The 529-nt window shown below is 67.3% G+C and carries 1 pseudogene; it reads right to left on the bottom strand.

The window, feature by feature from the left end:
• Positions 1 to 38: 38 nt before the first annotated feature.
• Positions 39 to 529 (bottom strand): annotated as a pseudogene (zapE, locus tag JCM19049_RS17290) (AFG1/ZapE family ATPase); the annotation flags it as partial.

Genomic DNA, 529 nt, shown 5'->3' with positions numbered 1-529 from the left:
AAAGCCGGCTGCCGGAACACAGGGACCGGCGTGCGGGGCTATTCGGCGTTCTCGCCGATCTGGCCTTCGCGGGCCAGGGCAGTGAGGCGGGAGACCGCGCGGAAGTACTTCTTCTGGTAGCCGCCGGACATCATCTCCGGGGTGAACAGCTCGCTGAACGGCTTGCCGGAGGCGATGATCGGCACGTCCTTGTCGTAGAGCCGGTCGGCCAGCACCACGAAGCGCAGCGCAATGGACTGGTCGGTGATCGTGTCCACGTTGTGCAGCACCAGCACGTCGGCCTCGGCCAGCAGCTGGCGGTAGCGGCTGGGGTGCACCTTGGACAGGTGCGCGACCAGCTCATCGAAGTTGTCCACCGCCAGCGTCGCGTGCGGGAAGCGCTGCTGGGCGTAGGCTCGATGTCAGCGTCCTGCAGCGGGTCGGGAGCTTCGGGCAGGCCGCGGTGGCGGAAGTCCTCCCCGTCCACCCGGTGCACGTCGAACTGGTCGGATAGTGCCTTGATTTCGCGCTGGAAGTCCACGGCGGCGAA

The organism is Arthrobacter sp. JCM 19049 (assembly GCF_001310435.1).
This window is presented reverse-complemented; position numbering and strand designations above follow the sequence as displayed.